Genomic DNA, 20095 nt, shown 5'->3' on the forward strand with positions numbered 1-20095 from the left:
TTTCCTCCACTAAGCTTTTGAATCAAATAACGAACGGCTTTGCTGCCTATTTTCCTGTGCTCCATTTTCAGACCGGTCGTAATTATAGGAATCTATATCTGGCTGTAGCAAATCCAGTGAGATATTAACAAATTGAAGGGATTGTTCCAGAAGCTGCTGATTTAATTGATTCTGTATGGAAAGTTCTTTTATATTATTTTCGAGCTCCTGTTTTCCTTGTAACAGTGCTTCTTTTTCTAATTCATTCGCAATCTCGATTGCTGCTGATAAAGACGGCTGTTCCATTTCAATCCTGTTTTTTTGTAAAAATAATGTCGTCTCATTTTTAAGACCCATTTCTAATCTCTGTATCGCTTGAATATGCTTATTTTCCTCTTTAAGTAAATTTTGAAGAGAGTTGATATCTCCCTTCTTGATAATTTCTGTTTTTTGTTTTGCAAGAGCCACCATGCTACGATGGAGTTTTGTCATGTTGTTTAACGCTTGAATAATCATTTGAGCAGACAACGGCTCTCACCCCTATTTCATATCATCCCAGAAGGAATACATCTTTTTTGCAATTTCTTTTGTATTGATTTCATATTGACCAGATTGAATATCTTTTTTGATCGCTTCGATTTTTTCTTGTCTCTCCAACTCAATATCGCCGATCTTCTGAAGATTTTTTGCTTCTGGAGAAATTTCAATTTTATCTTTTTTGCCAGCCTTTTGAACTTGGTCCATTTTTCCGGCCTGTTTGTTGTAAGGATTTATATTTAGGCGTCCGATATGATTAATTTTCAAATTTGTTCACCTCTTTATTGCTTTTTCCGTTTGCTTATTACCTATTATCTATATCGGCAAAAAAATCTAATCATAAATAGCAAAAATGCACTTTTTATTCGGTTAGCACTTTCTCAAATTGGTACCAGGTACCGTCCGTGGACAGTTTCCACCCCAGATGGACAGTTGGTGTTGAAAAAAGCTACTAGAATGTTTCTAGTAGCCTAAGTGTAGATATTGATAAGTAACCCCTTGATTTCGCCGACTGTATTCAGAATGTCAAGCGAGTTTTTTTCTTTGTCGAGTACGTTGTTAGCGAGGTCAATCAGCTTTTTGTCGACCTCTTTGACGATTTTATAAATTTTTGTCCGACCCCGACGGTTGAAGCCACGTTGCTCCTCGAGCTGAAGACCATTCTGAACCGCTTCCTCCATGAATTGCTTAACCATTTTTTTATATTTCCTAAGCTCGTCGACGGTGCGATTCTCGGCCAGTACTTTTCCTTGGTCTTCAATTTCTACAACCATTTGTGAAAGCTTTTCAAATACCGTTTGCGTGCGCCCCTTTGCCATTACTTCTTGGAAGGATACACTTTCTGTTGGAATATTATTCTTTCCTTTTATCTTATCAATTCCTGCCTTGCCTACCTTTTGGATTTCCATTTTGATTCCGTCCTTTGATTATTGTACGTATGGCTATTTTACCAAAAAAAGAGAGGGAAGTCCTCCGAAAATAGACTTACCTCTCCTGTGAAAATTATCCTTGTAGTAATTGAAGAACCCCTTGTGGCAATTGGTTTGCCTGAGCAAGCATGGCTTGAGCAGATTGGTTAAGAATATTGTTCTTCGTGAACTCAGTCATTTCAAGAGCCATATCAGCATCACGAATACGAGATTCAGCTGATGTTAAGTTTTCATGTGTTACTTGTAGGTTATTGATTGTGTGTTCTAGGCGGTTTTGCGTTGCACCGAGTTTAGAACGAGTAGACGAAATTTGGTTGATTGCTTTTTCAAGTTTGAAAATAGCATCATTTGCTGATTTATGATCTAGAACATTGATTTCTTCAATACCTAGTTTTACTGTACTTAATTCAGGAACATCAATCATTACGTTTTGATTTGTATTAGCGCCGATTTGGAAAGCTAATGCTTTATTGGTAATATCAAATTTCGATTCACCTTTTTTTACATTTGCTCCAAATTCTAATTCCAACCCACCATGAGTAACTTTCCCATTCATTGTTTTTAATTCTTTAGGGAATGTTATAGCTGTTACGTCATCATCACTTGTATTTGTAGTATTTTTATCATCGACCATCGAAACTGAAATTTCCACTTTAGCTTCAACTTGGACTTTGGCTGTACCTGCTTGTGTAATCTTTCTTGTATCAATTTGAATCGTTTTTCCTGGCTCGGTTCCAATTGTTTGAATGGACCCATTGGCATCTCCAATTAAAGAAGCTAATTTTCCAATTGAGAAACCATCAGGATTAAATATTTCGATTGTTGCATTAGGTCTTCCGTTACTATCTATTTGATAATCAGAAACAACGATTGAATACTCTCCCAATGCTAGAGCACTTTCCTTAACATCGAAAGTAGTTGTACCATTCATTAATTGTGAAGGGGATAAGCTCACTTTGAAGTCACCTATTTGTTCTTCTTTAAGCTTGTTATCTGTATAACTTACGGATTTAGAAGCAACTACATTATTTGAAGAATCCTTAATTTCAAATGTACCAGCATCTGATTCTACTTTTATTTTAATTGTACCATTGCCTGTTAAAGATAATGAACTTAATTCTATTTTTTCGTTTCCATTTGTTACAGTAATAGGTAAAGCTGATAAATCTTGTGCTGTCAATGGAGTAGAAAAGTTAGTTCCATCTGGTTTTAATAACGTAATATTAGCTGTAGCAGGCGTGGTACTATTATCGTAACCAGTAATTTTAATTGTATACTCCCCTGGAGCTAAATCATCTGTTCCAGTTGAGGCAATAGTAGCAGTGCTAATATCTCCCGCAGTCGTTGTAGATTTTATAGTGCTAGAAGTGCTTGTATACTCTAGTTTGTACTGTCCCGGCTGTGCATTTTCTAGATTTGTAGCGTTAATATTATTTATACCCGCTCCGTTTATGCTTATTTGGGCATTGCCAATTTTTAATACATCAGCTGTACTAACTCCAGCACCTGGTTGGTTTAATGCGTATACTATTTCAGGAGTACTTTCTACCCCAATTTGATAAAGTCCCGTTTTCATAGATGGCTCAGTTACAACTGGAACACTCTTTATATTGGTACCACCAATTTGATTTTCTCTAAATTGTGTGTCCGCTGCACTCGAACCATCCAATAATTTACGTGTATTGAATTCAGTCTTTGATGCAATACTATCGATTTCTAATCTTAACTGGTCAATCTCCTTCTGAATCGCCGTACGATCCTCCGTCGTATTCGTATCATTCGCAGCCTGTACTGCTAGTTCGCGCATACGCTGAAGCATGGAGTGAACCTCAGTCATTGCCCCTTCTGCTACCTGCATTAAAGAAACACCGTCTAGTGAGTTTCTTTCCGCTTGCTTTAAGCCACGGATTTGAGAACGCATTTTTTCAGAGATCGCTAGGCCTGCTGCATCGTCGGCCGCACGGTTAATGCGGAGACCTGAAGAAAGTCTTTCTAGGTTTTTGGAAGTGTTGAATTGGTTTTGGTACAGGTTTCGGTAAGCGTTTAACGCTTGAATATTATGGTTGATTTTCATTTTTCTTCTCCTTTATGGACAGAATTTATTGTTCTTCTGTTAAAATACTCTTTTCGTAAGCGGAAGCTCTTTTTCTAACCATTGCCCCTGAGTCCACTGCTTTATTCTTCATTGCTTTGTTCCAGGCAGCTGTGATTTCTTCAAGTGAATGCAGGACTTCTTGAATGATGGTGACATCTTTCTTAAGGTTCGCTTCAACAAGCTTGTCCGCCATATAGTTATAAAGCACGTCGAGTTGGTCTGCAATGATACCAGCATCGTAGTTGAGACCTGCTCCAAGACGATGTAGAATATCATTCGCTTTTTGAAGCTTTCGATTTGCGAGTACATAATCTTTATTGTTAATATCGGTTATTGCGTCTTCTAGGTTTGTGATACAGGCTTCATAGAGGAGCGCTGTAATTTCTTGTGGTGATTTTTGGTGTATTGCCGACTCTGTAAAGATTTCAGTCACGAGTCTCTGCACCTCCAAATGAGTATCAATAAGGCAGTTTCTCGATTACAAAACAGCCATCTGTTATTTTTATCGGAAAGAGTCGAAAAGTGTTTAATAGTTTTTCTCCATTTCCTCGATTAAAAGTAAAATTTCTGCCATGACGGAATAGAGCTGAGGGGGGATATTGTCCCCTAGGTCCATATCCAGTAAGTTTCCGACAAGGGTCGAATCCTCCTGCATGTGAATATTATTCTTCTTTGCTAGCTCGATAATTTGCTGTGCGACATGTCCCTTACCTTGTGCTACAACAATGGGAGATTTTCCAGAACCTTCGTCGTATTTTATCACTGCAGCAGAAGGGCCATTGAGTTCTCTTCGTTTTTTTTGATTGTAAAAAGAAGTTGTCATCATATTTTGAAATCTAGCCCCTTCTCTGTAAAAATTGGTTTCTTCGGTGCTTGATCAATCGTTTGATCGACATGGGTATTCGTACTCTTTGCCGTCATTCTTGTAAACTGAAGGCTACTGACGTTGTAGCCAATTTCGTTTAATTTTTCCTTCGCAAGACTTGCTAGCGGCTCCATTTTCCCCTTGAAGCTAGGCATGTCATTCTTGATGGTTATTGCTAGATTACGCTCAGTCGCCGAGAGCATAATTCCCACGTCCCCAAGCTTTTTCGTTTCAATTAAAAAGTAAAGGTTGCAGTTTTCCCAATCAACCTGGTTTCCCTCATTTTTGGAATTAACAAATACTTGCAGGTTCTCTGGGTTTCCACCTAATAGCATAGGCAGGTTAAAAAGCATGCTTTGCATCGATCCTGGTGAGTCCGCTTTGCTAAGGAGCTGTTGACCCGTTAGGTTGTTCAGTGCCTGCTCGGCTTGCTGAGCAACTCGCGTTCCGGCTTCCTCCTGCTGCAGCTTCATGAGCACAGCCTTCATATTTTGCTGATGCTCCTGTTGAGCTTGATCTTCTTTTTTGAAAACTAAAGAATTAGCTAGCTCGCTGTCATAGTTCAATCCAAGGGAGCGAACCGTTTCATACATTTGCCTTGCGGATGGCTCCTGCATTGTGAAACCTCTCGCCGCTGTTTCTAAAACGTGACTTCGCTGCTCCAAAGCTAAGCTTTCTTTTCCGACGAAATGCATGACTTTTTGGTCGGATGGCTTGAAATTAATTTTGTCTATCAGTTCTTTGACCTGCCCAACAATTTTTGACGCCTCTGAAAATTGCCCCTTTGCTAAGAGCTTTTTCGCTTCGGCTAATTGGGAGCTTGCTTGAAGAAGCTGCTTTTCCGTCTTCATATCTGTGAACAGCATCATATCGCTTTTTAAAATAGCATTGTCCAGCTTACTGATTGCCGTTTCTAGCATTTTGCTCGCTTGCGGATGGGAGCTGCTCTTGAACAGGTCAATCGTCCGCTGAGCGCTATCTAAGGTTCTCGTAATCTCTCTTTTTAACTCACGGAATTGATGGGTTGCTTCGGCGAGCTTTTGCGTAACCCTTGTAACTAGGATGTCCTTCGATTGTATTTGCATCGATTGTAAAAGCTCATCAATGTCATATTGATTGCTGGCTGATTGAGAGGAGTTCAGTTTTGATTCTGATTTGGCAAGTGATTGCTGAATTTCGGTTAATTCTTTTGCAACCTGTTGTCGCGCCGCAATCTCTCTTCCTCTATCACTTAGTTGTTGGGCGTTTTCCAATGTCTTTTCAATCTTTGAGATGTTGGTCATGTCGATATTTGGATTACTGGACACTTCTTTTCGAACAAGGTCGATGGCTTTGTCGACATCTGATTCGGATTGAAAAGATTTAAGTGCTTGTCGAATCGTTTCACTTGGCAACTTTTGTACTTGTGTTAGTTGGTCTAAGTTGCTTTGCTGCGCTAATTGCTGTGTTTGGGTTTGCACATTTTGCTTTCCAGCTTGATTAGCTTGTTCAGTTCCTAGATCTTTATTATTGATAGATTGTTGTGTCTCTGACTGTTTTAGGGTTGTTTCGATTTGCTGAAGCAGCTTGATTAACCGTTCACGACCTGCTTCATTAAGTTGATTTGCCTGATTAGCTGCTTTTTGAATATTTTGGGCAACCTCAGGATCGATATTTTTATTATTAATTACTTGCTCTTGTAATTTTGGTAATACCTTTTTAATGTCCGGTTCGGTTTGAAGCTGTTCACGAATTTGCTTAATAGAATCTTTTAGTGCCGCATCCTGTGCTGATAATGCTGGTTGCTGGCGGGATTCAACTGGTTTTTGAGTACTTAGATCTGCTGATCGAGTTTCAGTTGGTTGGCGTGATGTCTCAACTGGACGGGTTTCAGCTGATTGACGATTCTCAGCAGGCTGGCGTGGCGCTGTTTCACCCCTGCGAGTTTCTGCTTCTATCATTTCCGTTTCGGCATTAGTCAGTGCTTGAACCAATCTTTCCCGACCAGCTGACTCACGGCCTAACTTTTGAAGCTGGGTTGCTTCTAGAACAGCTTTTTCTATCTTTTGAGCTACTTCTCTATCGATTTTGGGGTTATTGATAAGCTGGTCCCGAACCTGTTCTACTGCTTTTTGTAGTCTTGGTTCTTGTTGGACTGCTTCTTTTACTTGTTTGATGACCTCAGATGCTTTCGGTTGTTCGAAAGATTGACGTTGCGGTTCACTTACACGAGTTTCTGCTGGTTGGCGTGACTCGACCGGCTGACGCGGCGCTGTTTCACCCCTTCGAGTTTCTGCCTCTATCATTTCCACTTCAGCATTTGCTAGCGCTTGAACCAATCTTTCCCGACCAGCTGACTCACGGCCTAACTTTTGAAGCTGGGTCGCTTCTTGAACAGCTTTTTCTATCTTTTGAGCTACTTCCCTATCAATTTTAGGGTTATTGATGAGCTGGTCCCGAACCTGTTCTACTGCTTTTTGTAGTCTTGGTTCTTGCTGGATTGTTTCTTTTACTTGTTTAATGACTTCTGATGCTTTCGGTGGTTCAGTCTGTGCTCTTACATTTGTTTCGGCTGGGCGGGATTCAACTGGCTGACGCGGCGCTGTTTCACCCCTTCGAGTTTCTGCCTCTATCATTTCCACTTCAGCATTTGCTAGCGCTTGAACCAATCTTTCCCGACCAGCTGACTCACGGCCTAACTTTTGCAGCTGGGTCGCTTCTTGAACAGCTTTTTCTATCTTTTGAGCTACTTCTCTATCTATTTTTGGGTTATTGATGAGTTGATCTCGGACCTGTTCTACTGCTTTTTGTAGCCTCGGTTCTTGTTGGACTGCTTCTTTTACTTGTTTGATGACCTCAGATGCTTTCGGTGGTTCAGTCTGTGCTCTTACATTTGTTTCGGCTGGGCGGGATTCAACTGGCTGGCGCGGAGCAGATTCACTCCTACGAGTTTCTGCCTCCACCATTTCTGTTTCAGCATTAGCTAGCGCTTGAACCAATCTTTCCCGACCAGCTGACTCACGGCCTAACTTTTGAAGCTGGGTTGCTTCTTGAACAGCTTTTTCTATCTTTTGAGCTACTTCTCTATCGATTTTGGGGTTATTGATAAGCTGGTCCCGAACCTGTTCTACTGCTTTTTGTAGTCTAGGTTCTTGTTGGACTGCTTCTTTTACTTGTTTAATGACCTCAGAGGCTCTCGGTTGTTCGACAGATTGGCGTCGCGGTTCACTTACACGAGTTTCAGCTGGGTGGCGTGACTCGACCGGCTGGCGCAGTGCTGTTTCACCCCTTCGAGTTTCTGCTTCTATCATTTCCACTTCGGCATTGGCCAGCGCTTGAACCAATCTTTCCCGTCCTGCTCCTTCATGGCCTAGCTTTTGTAGTTGGGTTGCTTCTTGGACTGCCCTTTCTACCTTTTGAGCTACTTCTCTATCTATTTTTGGGTTATTGATGAGCTGGTCCCGAACTTGTTCTACTGCTTTTTGTAGTTTCGATTCTTGCTGGACTGCCTCTTTTACTTGTTTAATAACTTCAGAGGCTCTCGGTTGTTCGACAGATTGGCGTTGCGGTTCACTTACACGAGTTTCAGCTGGGTGGCGTGACTCGACCGGCTGGCGCAGTGCTGTTTCACCCCTGCTAGTTTCTACCTCTATCATTTCCGTCTCAGCATTAGCCAGCGCTTGAACCAATCTTTCCCGACCTGCCGACCCGTGGCCTAGCTTTTGAAGCTTTACCGCTTCTTGGACTGCCCTTTCTATCTTTTGAGCTACTTCTCTATCTATTTTTGGGTTATTGATGAGCTGGTCCCGAACCTGTTCTACTGCTTTTTGTAGTTTCGGTTCTTGCTGGACTGCTTCTTTTACTTGTCTAATTACTTCGGACGCTCTAGTATCAACTAGTTGGCGCTGCGGTTCACTTGAGCGTGTTTCAATCGGCTGACGAGACTCAATAGGTTGGCGGGAATTTGTATCCGCCGGGCGTGAATCGACTGGCTGGCGTGGTGTTGTTGCCGCTTCAACTTCAGTTTCTAAGCTTGCTAACGCATTTGCGAGCACTTCCCGACCAGCTGTTATCCGCCCTTGTCTTAAAAGGGTGCTTGCTTCACTTACCGCCTTTTCGACTTTTGCAGCAAATTCTTTCGGTAGCTGCTCATTTTTTATAACCTCTGTTACAACTCTATCGATAGAACGTTGTAGATTCGGATTTGTGCGGACTTCACTTTTTAGTTCCTTGACGATTGAACCTAAGTCTTTGCTTGCCTGATCACTCGGGACTACCGCTTTCGATTCGACAGGCTGTTGCTCTTTTACCTGAAGCTGGACTTCTGCATTCTTTAACGCTTGGATAATTCGATCTTTTCCGATTGACTGCAGCTTTTCCGCATCTGCAGCAACTTTTTCAATTTGCCGGGCCATTTCCTTGTCTATTTTTGGATTATTTGTAATAACTTCCTTTACCGCCTGAATTGCTTTTTGCAAATCGGGTTCTTTTTCTAGTATGTTTCGAATTGTGCTGATGACTTCTGCCGCACCTGTTTGCATTGGGATCTGTTTGACAGATGGACTTAGTTGAGATGTAGTTTCGGATGCTATTGGTTTGGATGTTGGTTGTTGGGCAACGGTCGGTTTTTCCTTAATGGATAAATCGAGATTTAATTCTTTGGCAATATTAGTCAAAACCTCATTAAGCGGTTTGCCGTGCAACGCCTCATGAATCGCCCGTAAATGCGTTTGCGTGACTTCCAATCCTTTGTTGACTAATGCTTTTACCGTATCGCTTTTGGCTTCAGGGGTACCCTCCGCTTTTTCGAAAAAGGTCTTCAGCTCGCTGACGATTTCTTTCGAAAGCGGTGCACCCTTTTCAAAAAGTAGTTTGACAGCTTCCTTTAGTTCAGGTGTTTCTCTGCCAGTAAGACCGACCTTTTGTAAGACTTGGGATATGTCAGTTGACTTCTTGTTAACCGTGGTTGAAGCAACTGATATCTCCTTTACGTTCACCTTTTGCTCTTGCTGTCCGGTTATTTGAACGGTTGCACGGTCACCAGATGGAACCTTGTCCTCAAACTGAGCAACTACTTCCTTGCCCCTTATTTGCAGGATAGCTTCCCTATCTGAAAGGCGTTCCTTAATCCCGGCCGAGTATATTTCATCATTCTTTATTTCAAATGGTATTTCTGTCGTGATTGGCTTGTTTGCGACATGATTGGTGATTTGCATACATGACACTCCCCGTACGAAACTTCTATTCTTATTATCGGTTGAACAGAGAACATCTTAATTGGAATGATTTGTTTTGTCTGTTGAAGAATTGTTTATTACCCGCATAAAAGAAAACCAGGCAAAAACCACTAACGGGTTCTCTTGAAGGGGACAAAATAAGTAAATCGCACTTACTCCCATTGTTTGTGTATGTGCTTTTTTTGATATTAGGCCATTTATAGCATATTTATTATAAAAACCGCACTCGATTTAGCAGTAAATTAACCTTGTACATTAGCTGTTGTACAATGCTATTTTTCTGCAATTTTGATTACGAATTTTATGTTCATTTTTTATATCTGTGGCTCTATTATTTTTCATTTTTGATTTTCGTGTAGGTATGAGAATTCATAGGCGGAGAATTTCCGGCTAATGCATAAAAGGGAGGCTTAAGAAGCAGATATAAGCGGAGAAATTCCGATAAACTGCTCTAAATAAGACAAAATCCAAAGATTTGGATAAGATAAACGGAAAACCTCCCCTTATATTTCGGGAAATATGGGTATTTCCCAATTTAAAAGGAATTTTTCCGTTTATTTTTCAAACATGGATAAATAACGAAAAAAAACTGCGATTTTTATATAAAAACGCAGTCTTTCTTTGCTAATTTATTGTTATTACATATGTTATTTTTGTCCCCCAGAAGACAACCCGTTACAATCCAGGTGACCGTGGCAGATTCCATAATCTTATGCTTTCTTATCCAAAAAACCCGCATGCCTCAGCACACGGATTTAGTTGCCGCCACGATACTTCTCATCAACTGCAAAGTAGGTAGCTTGCCTTTCTCTTCTTTCAATTTCCTTTTTGCGTTCTTCTTCAGCTTTATGTATTTCAAGTTCTTTTCTTAGTTTTTCGGCGCAGGAGCTACAAATTTTCCCCTTTTGGATAATCTTCCCGCACTTGTCGCATGGGTAGCCAAGATTAGGAAACTGGGTGAGCTTGAGACGGCCGGTTTTAATAAATTTTAGGATTAATTCTTCTTCTACTCTGGTTGCTTCTTCAACCTGCTGGATGGTAGCCGCACGATTTTCACGTTTGCGAATGAATTGATAGACCTTTTCGTAGGCCTCTTCTTCTTCCTTCCAGCATTTCTGACATATATCGCGAAACTTATTTTTGACAAAAATATCTCCACATTTCGGGCAATTTGTCAGTTCATCCATTGTCTGAATCTCCTTTCCACGAAACATTCCTTGCCTCCATTATAACGTGAAGAGGGCTGGAAGAATATGAAATCTTTATGGAAAATATAGTCTACTAAGAAATGCTATCACTTTGCTAGCAGATAAATAGCAGAAAAATAGCAGCTGCTAGCAGTCGGTCCTCATTGCTAGCCACGTGCGAGAGTGAAGGACATGACGGATTTGGCCCCTGCTTGCATCATAATTTTTGCTGCATGTCTCAAGGTTGAACCTGTGGTGTAGATATCGTCGATAAGGAGAATTTTCTTGTCCTTAATCCCCGACTCTGCCTTCAGCTCAAACACCTGAGGAATATGGATTCTCTCCGATCGTGATTTTTTCGATTGCTTTTCACTGTGGGTTCGTTGCAGGAGATAAGCAGGTGAAAGTCCCGCCTCTCGAATGAGTGCCTCAGATTGGTTAAAGCCCCGTTCGAATTGCCGCTTCGTGCTGAGTGGGATCGGAACGATGTAATCGTACTCAATCCTCCGCAGTTTTTCATTAATCTTTCTTGAAAAAGCCTTCGCTAGAATGTAATCGCCACGGAATTTATATTGGCTTATCAATTCTTTAAGAAAATCATTGTATAGATAGAGAGAATCATTTTTTCGCAAGAACCCTTTCCATTCCGGGTCCTCCTCCCAACGTAGGCAGTCATAGCAGAGATCACCATGAATGTATTGAGGGTCTAATTTTTCAAGGGGCCGGCAGCAGATTTGGCATGTTTCGCCTTGAATCTCGGTTAATTGTGCTTCACATGATGGACAAAGAAAGGATTCCTCGGCTTCTTCAAAAAAGCAGGCCCAGCTGACTCGAGCACCCATTTCACCATGACAAAATAGGCAATGTTCACTCAACATCAATCAGTCCCTTCTCGAGCGCCTCTTTGTTCATCGCGGTAATCTGGTTTCTCGCTTTGATCATGGCTTCGGTCTTTCCGAAATGGAAAAAAGTAATATCCCCTGATGGAAACTGAGCGCTCCTCCCTACCCTTCCAGCGATTTGCACAAGGGCACTCTCCGTGAAAATACGATCCTCTGAACCGAGTATGGCTACATCAAGATTCGGGAAGGTCACTCCCCTTTCTAAAATAGTGGTCGTCATTAGAATGAGAAGCTCCTTGTTCCGCATCGCTTGAACCTTTTCCTTACGACGAGGGTCCTCTGCATGTACGGCTTCAATATTGGGATGGAGCTGCTTTAGAATCGGAAGAATTTTCGGGATCAAATCGATTTTTGGGATAAAAAAGAGGGCTTGCTTGTTTGATTCGGTACGCTCTTGGAGCCACTGCATGACATTGCGTGGGAGCCTATTCTGCTTTAGTGATTTGTGCCAATTGCCGCACCAGACAAAATGTGGAACAGGAAGGGGATGTCGATGGTAACGAGCTGGAATTGTCACGAAATCTCTTTTTCCGAGGCGGCATTCCTTTTGCCATTGAGAATTTGGTGTTGCGGTCAGATAGATCATAGAAGAGGTTGTTTTCCGGGCCTGTTTGACCGCATGCTGCAGGGCTTCCTCCACGGAATATGGAAAGGCATCAACTTCATCAAGGATCATCGTATCAAAGGCGTGATAGAAACGAAGGAGTTGGTGGGTGGTTGTGATCGTGAGCTGGGCATTTTTATGGCGATCCTCTGAGCCGCCGTAAAGTGAAGCGACTTGGATGGTAGGAAATACGGCTTGAAGACGGGGCGTTAATTCAAGGACGACGTCGGTTCGTGGAGTGGCGATGCAGACCCTTTTTCCCTGAAGAAGAGCGTAGTGAATGCCTTCAAAAAGGACTTCCGTTTTTCCTGCTCCGCAGACTGCCCAGACCAGGTACTCCTTATTGCCCTGGATCGCTTCAACCACTTGAGCAGATGCGGTCTGTTGTCCTGGGGAGAGGGTGCCGGTCCAGGAAAGGAGCGGCGATTCGAAGGGCTGAGCGTCTATATGTTCATTTTCTATCCAGCTATACAGGAGCGTGCACGAGCTCACCCTGCCCATCATGATGCATTTGCGGCAATAAATGCAGGATTCCCGACATCTTGAGCATGGAAACACAGCGAACCAGCTTGGGGCTTCATTTCCACACCGTTCACATTTTGGTTTGTTTTTACGAAAAGTGATCCCCTTCCGTAACAGAAGATAGCCATTTTCATAATGAGCTTGAATTTCTTGGATGGAGTTTGGAATGTCATCTAGGAGAAGCTGCTTACCTGTTAGAAGATCTTGTAGGTCGTGATTGAAGGAATAGCTTGGATTCTGAGGTGGTTGTGGAATCACGTCGTGCTGGGTTATTGGTTTGGTAGGTGTGGATTCTACTAGAAGGGGTTCTGGAACTAGTTTGTTATCTATTAAGGCAAATCTCAATAGGAACACCTCGATTATTGTTAGAAATTTGGTTAGATGAGTCATTACTCACATATACTGATTACCTCCTTCTTTTCCGTCATTATAACATATTAGAATTTAAAAAACGCCACCCAATCGAGTGACGTTTTAGACATTATGTTTGGCTCTTATCTCAAGCATGATCAAAACCGCAATCCGTACGAAAATAACCTTATTTTTTCACCCAGCCAAGTCCCATGGAGCCTTCACCAAGATGGCTTCCAATTACGGCTCCGAAATAGCTGACAGAAAATTCCACATTAGGTAGCTTGGCTTCAAGCTCCGCCTTCCATTCCTCAGCCTCCGCTTTTTGATTGGCATGGATGATGACAGCCTGGTAGGCTTCCCCGCTTTTAGCATCTTCCTCGAGCAGATCGACGATACGTTTCATCGCTTTTTTGCGGGTACGAATTTTTTCAAATGGAACAATTTTTTTATTTTCAAAGTGTAGAAGCGGCTTTACTTGTAGCAGGCTTCCAATGATCGCTTGCGCACTTGAAAGTCTCCCACCGCGCTGTAGATGAGCTAAATCATCGACCATGAAATAGGCACGCACAGATTTTTTCATTTCATCTAGACGAACAAGAATTTCCTCTGGGGCTTTTCCAGCCTGTGCCATTTCAGCAGCCTCTAGGACATAGAAACCTTGGACCATACAGCTAATTTCGGAGTCAAATGGGTAGACCTCAATTCCTTCTACCATTTCTCCAGCTGTGACAGCCCCCTGATATGTACCACTAATTCCACTTGATAAATGAATGCTGATCACCGCATCATAGTCTTTTGCTAGATTTTCAAAGAGAGTAACGAACTCCCCTGTAGAGGGTTGTGACGTAGTTGGTAATTCCTTCGTTTTGACCTCTTCATAAAATTCTTCTGCTTGAATTTCGATTTCTTCTTTATACGTCTCATTTCCAAAAATAACACTTAGAGGAATCATATGAATATTTAACTTATCTCGCACTTCTTTCGGGATGTACGCTGTACTATCCGTGACAACAGCTGTTTTCATAAATGGTTTACCATCCTTATTTTTTTCTGCATGCCCATCCAATTCATGGCTACCGTACGGTGTATTAATCAATATACGATAATAGTGATAAAAGCAAAGAATCTCATTCCCGCACCATTCACCAAACGAATACAGACACTTTTTTCTTAAATTTTCCTTATACTATATGTTTAGTATCCATTTTATATGAAAACACTCGAAAATGCATTATTCATGCGGAAGAAAGTTTCAAATATATGTCACGTATCATCCCGATTTGTCGACAAACCGGCAGGCTGGAAAATTGGAACAGCTGGAAACAGCATTGTATCTTCCCTTCCCTACAACCAGCTTTCCTCCACACTTTGGACAGGACCTTGCTTTTGCGAATACACTCTTTTCACTATGTTCAACAAGGTTCTTTTTATTTATGGCATTCTTGTCAATCACCAGGTTCTTTAAAATCACATTTTCCATCCTTATTAATTCATCCTGAGAAATAAGCCGTTCCTTGTATTGCTTGATTATCTTGAGAATCTGTTTATCATGAGTGATGTACAGCCAGTCTTGTGTCACATGAATTTGGTCTATGGTCACCCGGGGACGAAAGGTAATGATCGAAACGTATGGCTTGCAGCCTATTAATTGTTCCAATGTATGAATATGTATGTAGGTTTGGAAAATCGGGCTGTAAAATTTCTTCTCTCTCCCAAAAAGGCTCTGTGTCCAATACTTTTTCTTTTCCTCTCCACCTATTCGTCCCTTATAATTATTCGTTTCAATGACAAATACGCCGTAGATTGAGAGAACAAGATGGTCGATATGAGTCATTTTCCCGTTAGGAGTCGCAAGGATGAGATCATGAAGAACAATATAATTTTCATCTGAATTTAACGTCTTCAGAAAATGGCGGACTCTTCCTCCCTTGGCATACTCCTTAAAGACCGGCAGCTGAACAACGCAAGCAGCCATCACGAATAAGATTATCAGATAAATCAAGGACTGACCCCCTTATTTTTTAGAAAATCCTGAAAAAAGGCGCCATGAAAAAATCACAGCACCTCTTATGTTTGTTACCTTCCTTCTATCTAGTTGGTTCTTTACTAGCTTATTCTTTTAATCTCAAGACCCCGCCTTTTCAATTCCTCGTCTAGTATCTGGATAAACTCTTCTTCTAAGCCACACTCTATGGCTCTACTGAAAACATCAACCAGTTGGGTATCGGATAGGGATATTAAAGAAGTTATCTTAATCTCCTCCTTTAGGCCTGTATCTTATATCACATTAATACCTTTTTCGACATAATTTGTAAATACCTTCCACTCCATTGTCACTATAATTTCAAATTCCCTTGACATTTTTGTGACACAAATCACATTTTATTGGTACCAGGTACCGCCGCCCCAGGCGGTACCTGGTACCATCCGTGGACATTTTCTGTATTTTGTCTTTCTGGGGTGGACACTTACACTAAAAAGAAGCTCTCATTTAGGAAATCTAATCTAAATGAGAGCTTGGACAGATTTTTTATTATAATTTTTGATTTATACTTCTAATACCGCTCTTATTTTTTCCCGAAGAAGTTATACTCTACGATTCGATCGGAAAACTTTAAAGCTTCCAGTCCTTTAGAATATGGCTTCTTACAGCTGTTCACATCAACATCTTGGTGGGAAGCCAAATCAATGCAAATGCCTTTTTCAAAGATGCCGTCAATTGAGGCCTGATAGATGTTTGTATTCGTTACAAATGAACCATCGCGGAAAAAGACATTTTTCTCGTCTTCTAAAATATGTTGTCCTAGCATTCCTCTAGGTTTCTCAATTCCAAGCCAAGAAAGAATAGTTGGAGCAGTGTCTGCTTGGCCAACAGGATGTTCAATGGTCATGCCCTCTTTTTGACCAGGTGCATGGGCAAAATAAACAATACCCTTTTTCATATTCCAATCGGTAAAGTTATTATTTCCCATATCCAACACACTTCTATCATGATCAGTTAAGGTAATACCGGCATCATGATCACCGTATATAAACACAATTGTGTTATCCCAAAGACCTTCTGCCTCCATTTTTTTCTTAAAGGTTCCAAGGGCCCTGTCTACATAATGAGCCGCGTGGATATAATGCCTTAACAAATTATCCTCAATACCCTCTACATTCAACTCATAGTATTTTCCATCAATGGTATAAGGATGGTGGCTTGAAAGCGTAATTCCAAAGCCATAAAAAGGCTGTGACTCTTTCAGAACATCTACCATTTCAACTAGCATCGGCTCATCCCCGACACTCCAACCGACCTGTTCCTTGCTTTTGAAATCCTCTATCCCATAGAACGTGTCAAAAGGATAATTTTTATAGACTTGAGCCCGATTCCAGAAGCTCTTTTCCCAAGCATGAAAAGCGAAGGTATGATAGTCTTTCTTTTTCAAAGAACTAGCAATCGAAGGATATTTGTGGGTTCCATATCTCTTATAAACGACACCCTTCGTAACTGGATATAATGAAGTATTTGTCACAAATTCAGCATCACTCGTACGACCTTGGAAGGCTTGATGATAAGCATTTGGGAAGTAATACATTTCGTTGATAAACTGATTCATGTTCGGAGTAATTTCTTGTCCGTTAATGGACTTCCCTATCAGAAAACTTTGTATCGCTTCGAGCTGCAATACAATCACATTTTTCCCTTTGTACTTGCCGAATTCCAAGGCGGGTTCCTTTTGTTTTTTATCTAAATACTGGTTCAGTTCATCAATTTCTTCACTCGTAAGCTCTCTCCTGTTCATCCATTCCTGAATCGTTTGATAGGCGTCATAACCATGAAAGCCTGGAAGTCCCACAATGTTATAGATGCTGACATTCCACCAGTTATTGAGAAAAAGAGCTTTACCGTTCGTGTTAATGTATTGATTGACAGGCTGCAAAAACATAAAAAGTCCAATCAATAATGTTCCAATTGAAAAGCCTGTTCTCCATTTCCAATCAAATTCGGCTTCTTTAAACGGGATAAAATAAAGTAGAAAAGTTCCAAACAGCCACAGGTCACTCCATCTAAATAAGGCCGCAATACTATCCTTGATATCTCCCATTTGTCCAGCCTGCTGAATAAGGGACAGGCTTAGAAAATCCCCAAAATAGCGGAAATACACGATATCCCCTAAAATAATAATCGTAAGAATAATATCTAGGATAATCAGACCTTTTTTCTTCTTTTTTAATAAAAGAATCCAAAAACTAAGCAATAATATGCTTCCCCCACTCACCATATAGAACGGCAGCGTTACAAATTTAAGCCCAAGTGTCTTAGCAAAATAGTATAGTTTAAAAAACCACAGTAATGTAAAAACTCCGTACCGGACATATTCCTTCAAAAGCTGAAACATAATTTCACTCCTAAAAATAGCGTTCAATGCAAAATGCCCCCCATTCATTGATAGATTGTAGGAAACATTCTTAACCTCTCCCTCTATGATTTTAATCCATAGACTCTCCACTTTCCATCATTAATATCCGATTAGTAGGTACCAGGTACCGCCCGGCTGGCGGTACCTGGTACCATCCATGGACATTTTCCCAAAATTGTCTTTCTGAGGTGGACACTCAATACCTGCCAGCCACCATCCGCTCTGTCAAAAAGGCAAAAAAAAAACGCTGATAGGTTGAACGGAACTCCGATTGTTAGATGTTATTAAACAATCGGAGCACGATTCACCCATGCAGCGTTTCGGTTATCTTACCTCGACCCAGCCGTTTTTAATTGCGACGACAACTGCTTGAGTCCGGTCATTTACATTCATTTTTTGGAGGATATTGCTGACGTGGTTTTTGACGGTTTTTTCACTGATAAATAGTGCTTCGCCAATGCCACGGTTGCTCTTTCCATCTGCTAGCAACTGGAGAACCTCACATTCCCGACGAGTGAGCAAATGGAGTGGGCGGCGAATTTCAACCTGCTGCACATAGCCACCGCTAACATTTACTTCCTCCAGTGCTAGACGACGATATTCCTTCACGAGATTATGAGTAACCTTTGGATGCAAGTACGCACCTCCATCGGCTACAACCTTCACAGCCTCGATCAATGCATCCGCATCCATTTCCTTCAATAAATATCCAGCTGCTCCAGTCTTAAGGGCATGCTGCACATAGTTCTCATCATCATGGATCGATAAAATAATAACCTGCGTCTGCGGAAATTTTTCTACTAGCTGGCGAGTCGCTTCCACACCGTTGACAGTTGGCATATTAATATCCATAATCACAACATCTGGATGGAACTTTTCCACTAATGCGACTGCTTCACTACCATCATCCCCCTCGGCCACCACCTCAAAGGACTTTTCGAAGTCTAATATTCTCTTAACCCCTTCACGGAACAATTGATGGTCATCTATTATGATAATCTTGGTAGTCATAATTTCGCCTCCCTATGCCTTCTCTAAAATTTTTTCATCATAAAAAAATCCATTTCACTTAACAATCAGACTTTCGTCTATCTAACTATCCAATGGGACCCGAATGAGCACAATCGTCCCTTCTCCAATTTTGGAATCTATGGACATCTCTCCATCGAGGAGATCCACTCTTTCTTTCATGCCAATAATCCCAAAAGACTCAGCTTTTTTCTCATTTATATCAAAGCCTTGTCCATCATCCTTAATCAAAACAGTAACATATTCTCTTGTCATCTCTAATTTAACACTTATTTCTTTTGCATTCGCATGCTTGAGGGCATTCTGAACCGATTCCTGTACAAGCCGGAACAATGCCACCTCATACTTCGACGGAAGTCTTTTTTCCTCACCAATATTCCTATAGCTAATTCTAGTCTTACTATGATATTCTTCGATCGTTTGTAGGTATTTTCTGAGGGTCGGGGCTAATCCTAAATCATCAAGTGCCATCGGACGCAGGTCATAAATAATGCGCCGAACCTCATACAAGGCATTGCGAACCATCTTTTTCAGATTTTTAACCTCACACAAAGCCTCATTGGCACCGTATTCTTTGTAGACCTTTTCAATTAAGTCCGACCTCATCATAACATTTGCCATCATTTGCGCAGGCCCGTCGTGAATTTCACGAGAAAGACGTTTCCGTTCTTCCTCCTGTGCCTCAATGATTTTCAGCCCGAAATCCTGCTTCAGCTTCGCATCCTCAAGAACCTCTCCCACCTGCTTCAAATCACTCGTCAAGTAATTCATGACGACCGAAATCTGTGAAACAAGGTGCTCGGCTTTCTCAATCGTTTCAGAAAGCCCCAGAAGTCGCCGCTCAATATCATCTCTTCGTTGACGTAGCTGCTTTTCCATCTGGCGATTCATCGTCAGTTCCATTTGAAATTGATGAGCTCTTTCATATGCCTCCCGGACCTCAGCCTCAGTGTATTTCTTGAAGTGCATACTGACCTCTGATAGCCGCTTCCTTGCCAAGCGGGATCGATTGTCAAGCTTATCCCCCTCTTGAATGATTTGAGAAACCATTGCTCGGACTTCCTTCAACTCAGCGGTCAGGCCTTCATAATCCTGTCGGCACTGTTCACCAATGCGAAAGATTTCATCCTTACTATTTCCTACGGTCTCAACCATTTTATCCAAGATCACATCAAGAGTTTTCGTATCGAATTTTTTTATCATATACTTATTCCTCCAAGGGAATCAAAAAACCTTTTCCTCTCAGAAATATTTTACCTTGAATTTACAAAATATACTATCTTTCTAACTTGGAAATAATAGTATTCACACTAAAAATCATCAAAAAGAACGAGACTATTTTTTCTCATCCATGCCATTTAACCTATAAACCCAAGTCTAAATTCCTATTAAAAACTATTTTACTATATCACTTCCATAAGTATACCATGACAAAAAGACAGTCATGTTAAAGTTATATTACAAGCGCAT

Annotated in this window: 16 protein-coding genes; all 16 read right to left on the reverse strand. The window is 41.2% G+C overall.

Annotated elements, in window-relative coordinates:
• Positions 1–9: 9 nt before the first annotated feature.
• The 16 genes from J2S07_RS15985 to J2S07_RS16055 all read right to left on the reverse strand — a co-directional run bounded on the left by J2S07_RS15985 (position 10) and on the right by J2S07_RS16055 (position 19828).
• The gene (locus tag J2S07_RS15985) at positions 10–507 is read right to left on the reverse strand and encodes a flagellar protein FlgN (protein ID WP_307151414.1); all 498 of its coding nucleotides are present in this window, start codon (positions 505–507) and stop codon (positions 10–12) included.
• A gap of 12 nt (positions 508–519) precedes the next feature.
• A complete protein-coding gene (flgM, locus tag J2S07_RS15990; RefSeq protein ID WP_307151415.1) occupies positions 520–783 on the reverse strand; it encodes a flagellar biosynthesis anti-sigma factor FlgM in 264 nt (87 codons plus the stop codon).
• A 203-nt stretch (positions 784–986) separates the two neighbouring features.
• The gene (locus J2S07_RS15995) at positions 987–1424 is read right to left on the reverse strand and encodes a YaaR family protein (RefSeq protein ID WP_307151416.1); all 438 of its coding nucleotides are present in this window, start codon (positions 1422–1424) and stop codon (positions 987–989) included.
• 94 nt (positions 1425–1518) lie between these two features.
• Complete coding sequence (locus J2S07_RS16000; RefSeq protein WP_307151417.1) at positions 1519–3519, reverse strand: flagellin N-terminal helical domain-containing protein; 2001 nt, start codon at positions 3517–3519, stop codon at positions 1519–1521.
• A 25-nt stretch (positions 3520–3544) separates the two neighbouring features.
• Positions 3545–3973: a flagellar export chaperone FliS gene (fliS, locus tag J2S07_RS16005; RefSeq protein ID WP_307151418.1), complete on the reverse strand. Its 429-nt coding sequence runs from the start codon at positions 3971–3973 to the stop codon at positions 3545–3547.
• Positions 3974–4066: 93 nt separating this feature from the next.
• The gene (locus J2S07_RS16010; protein WP_307151419.1) at positions 4067–4366 is read right to left on the reverse strand and encodes an EscU/YscU/HrcU family type III secretion system export apparatus switch protein; all 300 of its coding nucleotides are present in this window, start codon (positions 4364–4366) and stop codon (positions 4067–4069) included.
• A complete protein-coding gene (locus J2S07_RS16015; protein WP_307151420.1) occupies positions 4363–9600 on the reverse strand; it encodes a hypothetical protein in 5238 nt (1745 codons plus the stop codon). The genes J2S07_RS16010 and J2S07_RS16015 overlap by 4 nt, the downstream gene beginning before the upstream one ends.
• A gap of 776 nt (positions 9601–10376) precedes the next feature.
• The gene (locus tag J2S07_RS16020) at positions 10377–10808 is read right to left on the reverse strand and encodes a TIGR03826 family flagellar region protein (RefSeq protein ID WP_307151441.1); all 432 of its coding nucleotides are present in this window, start codon (positions 10806–10808) and stop codon (positions 10377–10379) included.
• 167 nt (positions 10809–10975) lie between these two features.
• On the reverse strand, positions 10976–11686 hold the full coding sequence (locus tag J2S07_RS16025; protein WP_307151421.1) for a ComFC family protein: 711 nt from the start codon (positions 11684–11686) through the stop codon (positions 10976–10978).
• Positions 11676–13181 (reverse strand): ATP-dependent helicase ComFA, encoded by a 1506-nt coding sequence (locus tag J2S07_RS16030; RefSeq protein ID WP_307151422.1) that lies wholly within the window; start codon positions 13179–13181, stop codon positions 11676–11678. The genes J2S07_RS16025 and J2S07_RS16030 overlap by 11 nt, the downstream gene beginning before the upstream one ends.
• Positions 13182–13374: 193 nt before the next feature.
• Positions 13375–14214 carry a fatty acid kinase binding subunit FakB gene (gene fakB / locus J2S07_RS16035; protein WP_307151423.1) on the reverse strand — a complete coding sequence of 280 codons (840 nt, stop codon included), beginning with the start codon at positions 14212–14214 and terminating at the stop codon, positions 13375–13377.
• Positions 14215–14460: 246 nt separating this feature from the next.
• Positions 14461–15192 carry an NERD domain-containing protein gene (locus J2S07_RS16040; RefSeq protein ID WP_307151424.1) on the reverse strand — a complete coding sequence of 244 codons (732 nt, stop codon included), beginning with the start codon at positions 15190–15192 and terminating at the stop codon, positions 14461–14463.
• 104 nt (positions 15193–15296) lie between these two features.
• A complete protein-coding gene (gene sda, locus J2S07_RS21975) occupies positions 15297–15446 on the reverse strand; it encodes a sporulation histidine kinase inhibitor Sda (RefSeq protein ID WP_370872854.1) in 150 nt (49 codons plus the stop codon).
• Between the two features lie 311 nt (positions 15447–15757).
• A complete protein-coding gene (locus J2S07_RS16045; RefSeq protein WP_307151425.1) occupies positions 15758–17575 on the reverse strand; it encodes an LTA synthase family protein in 1818 nt (605 codons plus the stop codon).
• A 345-nt stretch (positions 17576–17920) separates the two neighbouring features.
• Complete coding sequence (locus tag J2S07_RS16050) at positions 17921–18607, reverse strand: response regulator (protein WP_307151426.1); 687 nt, start codon at positions 18605–18607, stop codon at positions 17921–17923.
• Positions 18608–18688: 81 nt separating this feature from the next.
• Positions 18689–19828, reverse strand: a complete 1140-nt coding sequence (locus J2S07_RS16055; RefSeq protein WP_307151427.1) for a sensor histidine kinase — start codon at positions 19826–19828, stop codon at positions 18689–18691.
• Positions 19829–20095 lie beyond the last annotated feature (267 nt).

Source organism: Anoxybacillus andreesenii (assembly GCF_030813005.1).
GTDB classification, from domain to species: domain Bacteria; phylum Bacillota; class Bacilli; order Bacillales; family Cytobacillaceae; genus Robertmurraya; species Robertmurraya andreesenii.

Excerpts from the sequence above, each read along its gene's own strand:
- J2S07_RS15995 (WP_307151416.1), bottom strand. The coding sequence starts at position 1,424 with ATGGAAATCCAAAAGGTAGGCAAGGCAGGAATTGATAAGATAAAAGGA.
- J2S07_RS16000 (WP_307151417.1), bottom strand. The coding sequence starts at position 3,519 with ATGAAAATCAACCATAATATTCAAGCGTTAAACGCTTACCGAAACCTG.
- J2S07_RS16010 (WP_307151419.1), bottom strand. The coding sequence starts at position 4,366 with ATGATGACAACTTCTTTTTACAATCAAAAAAAACGAAGAGAACTCAAT.
- J2S07_RS16015 (WP_307151420.1), bottom strand. The coding sequence starts at position 9,600 with ATGCAAATCACCAATCATGTCGCAAACAAGCCAATCACGACAGAAATA.
- J2S07_RS16020 (WP_307151441.1), bottom strand. The coding sequence starts at position 10,808 with ATGGATGAACTGACAAATTGCCCGAAATGTGGAGATATTTTTGTCAAA.
- J2S07_RS16025 (WP_307151421.1), bottom strand. The coding sequence starts at position 11,686 with ATGTTGAGTGAACATTGCCTATTTTGTCATGGTGAAATGGGTGCTCGA.
- fakB (WP_307151423.1), bottom strand. The coding sequence starts at position 14,214 with ATGAAAACAGCTGTTGTCACGGATAGTACAGCGTACATCCCGAAAGAA.
- J2S07_RS16045 (WP_307151425.1), bottom strand. The coding sequence starts at position 17,575 with ATGTTTCAGCTTTTGAAGGAATATGTCCGGTACGGAGTTTTTACATTA.
- J2S07_RS16050 (WP_307151426.1), bottom strand. The coding sequence starts at position 18,607 with ATGACTACCAAGATTATCATAATAGATGACCATCAATTGTTCCGTGAA.
- J2S07_RS16055 (WP_307151427.1), bottom strand. The coding sequence starts at position 19,828 with ATGATAAAAAAATTCGATACGAAAACTCTTGATGTGATCTTGGATAAA.